The sequence below is a fragment of the Parabacteroides sp. AF39-10AC genome (genome assembly GCF_003635405.1).
Classification (GTDB): Bacteria; Bacteroidota; Bacteroidia; order Bacteroidales; family Tannerellaceae; genus Parabacteroides; species Parabacteroides distasonis.
The window spans coordinates 1-2,352 of sequence record NZ_QTLP01000052.1; the positions used below are offsets into that span (position 1 = coordinate 1).

1 protein-coding gene and 2 pseudogenes are annotated in these 2,352 nt (G+C 55.8%); all 3 read right to left on the reverse strand.

Annotated elements, in window-relative coordinates:
* Positions 1-122: pseudogene (locus tag DW033_RS25140) on the reverse strand (TraG family conjugative transposon ATPase); the annotation flags it as partial.
* 28 nt (positions 123-150) lie between these two features.
* Positions 151-2,094 (reverse strand): annotated as a pseudogene (locus DW033_RS23535) (TraG family conjugative transposon ATPase); the annotation flags it as partial.
* A partial coding sequence (locus tag DW033_RS23540; protein WP_122383221.1) for a DUF4133 domain-containing protein occupies positions 2,091-2,352 on the reverse strand: 262 nt, incomplete at its 5' end. The gene DW033_RS23540 and the pseudogene DW033_RS23535, both read right to left, overlap by 4 nt.

The following is a 2,352-nucleotide window of genomic DNA, read 5'->3' on the forward strand; positions in this document are numbered from 1 at the left end:
ACGATGAACCGCTTGCCGAGCAGGTCGATGTTCTCCGTGGAGTTGAGCAGGAAGTCGTAGCGTCCGTCCCGGTAATACTGCCGCATGGTGGTGAGCATATTGTCGATGTTGAAGTCGGACATTGATGAAGGCTTCCATGATGATGATGGTCACCACAGGGAAAAGCTCGCGATTTTCCTTTATACTGTCAATCTCGAAGACGATGAACCGCTTGCCGAGCAGGTCGATGTTCTCCGTGGAGTTGAGCAGGAAGTCGTAGCGTCCGTCCCGGTAATACTGCCGCATGGTGGTGAGCATATTGTCGATGTTGAAGTCGGACTTCTCCACCTTTATCTCACGTTCCGCCAGTTCGCGGCGGTAGTCGTCGCGCATATACTCGTAGAAGGTGTTGAACGAGGGGACGATGCTCCGGTCAGCCCTGATACGCTCGATATAGGCGTTCACCGCACTGCCCAGTTCGCCGCTCTCCGTCTTCGTCACTTTGTCGTCCTCCGACTTCCAGAGCGTCAGCAGCAATGTCTTGATGCTGTCCTTTTTCTCCACGTCGAACACGTAATCATCGGTGTAGAACGGGTTGAACGAAATCGGTTTCTCCTCCGTGTAGGTGAAGTACACGCCGTCCGCCCCGTTTGTCTTGCACCGGATCATCTCGCACAAGCCCTGATAGGAGTTTCCCGTGTCCACCAGCACCACGTGCGTACCCTGCTCGTAGTATTGCCTCACGAGGTGGTTCATAAAAAAGGATTTGCCGCTGCCCGAAGGACCCAACACGAACTTGTTGCGGTTGGTCGTGATACCCCGCTTCATCGGCAGGTCGCTGATGTCGAGGTGCAACGGTTTTCCCGTAAGCCTGTCCACCATCTTGATGCCGAAGGGCGAGAGCGAACTGCGGTAGTTGGTTTCCTCCGTGAAGAGGCACACCGCCTGCTCGATGAATGTATGGAAACTCTCTTCCGCCGGGAAGTCCGCCGCGTTGCCGGGCATCGCCGCCCAGTAGAGCGTCGGGCAGTCGATGGTATTGTGGTGCGGCACGCACTCCATGCTTGCCAGCTGGCTGCCCACATCGTTCTTGATATGCTTCAGTTCCTCCGCGTCATCGCTCCACGCCATGACGTTGAAGTGCGCCCGTACCGAGGTCAGCCCGTAGGAATGGGCTTCGTTCAGGTACTGGTCTATCCACTCGCGGTTGATGCTGTTGCTCCGGCTGTATCGGGATAGCGACTGCATATTCCTTGCGGACTTCTCGAACTTCTGCAAATTTTCCTCGCTGTTGTCGATAATCACATACTGGTTATAGATGTGGTTGCAGGAAAGCAGCAGCCCCACGGGGGAGGCGAAGGAGAGGCGACAGTCCGAGCGGTCGGTGGAGAGTTTCTCGTAGCGGATGTCGGTAGCCACCTTTCCTGGCATATCCTCCGCGTCGGAGAGGGTGTGCAGGCACAGGCGGTTGTCACCGATACGCATTTCTTTTGCCGAGAGGTCGATGTCCTGCAAGGTCGTGTCGCCTTCGGGCATGAGCGAGAAGTAACGCTCTATCAGCCCGGCGGACTTCTCCGTCCCGACAATCTCGTCGGTGGAGAGGCGGCGCAGCCTCACAAAGCCGCTGTCGTTCATGATGCGCTCGAACTGTTCGGCGGCCTCCATGAACTTCCCGGCGGTTTCCTTGTCCAGCTCCTTCGGGATGATATGTCCCCGGCACAGCGTACTGAAGTTGCTCTGCATACGGTTACGTTCTTTCGTCGTCTTGGTCAAGTAGAGATAGCAGGAGTGTTTCAGGTACGGACGCTCGTTGAAGTGGCGTTCAAAGGAACGGCTCAAGAAACTCATGTCGTCCTTCTGTAACTCCGGCATATATTTCTCCTTGATGAACCAATCCTGCTTATGCACGACGCAGAAGTACGGTAGCACCTTGATAGCCTTGCACCAGCAGCCGTGTATCGCCTCGTACTCTGCGCCCGTCACGGTGTAAAGCTCCGGCAGTTCCACCTCAAAAGCCACCGTGATGTCGGCGTCTTTGGAGATGATGCAGCCATGCTCCACCGCCAGCAGGGGGAACTTGTTTTCCAGTGTTATCATTTTGGATGTATTTCTCATGTCGTTTCTTCCTTTCGTTGCCGTTTGAGTAATCGGGTGATCCGCCGTCGGTTGATAAGGTATCGGGGATGGCTCCTTGCCGCTCCCAATTTCATCAGCCCGTGTTCGCCGTACCGGGCGTTCAGCGCGAAGGTCTGCCATACGAGGACGGAAGACGATGCCGCGCCGAAGCCGATACATATCCACTGGTCGATGCCGACCATATAGAGGATGACGAACAGGACGAAGAGAGCCAGCAGACCTCCGCAGAAGATGAAG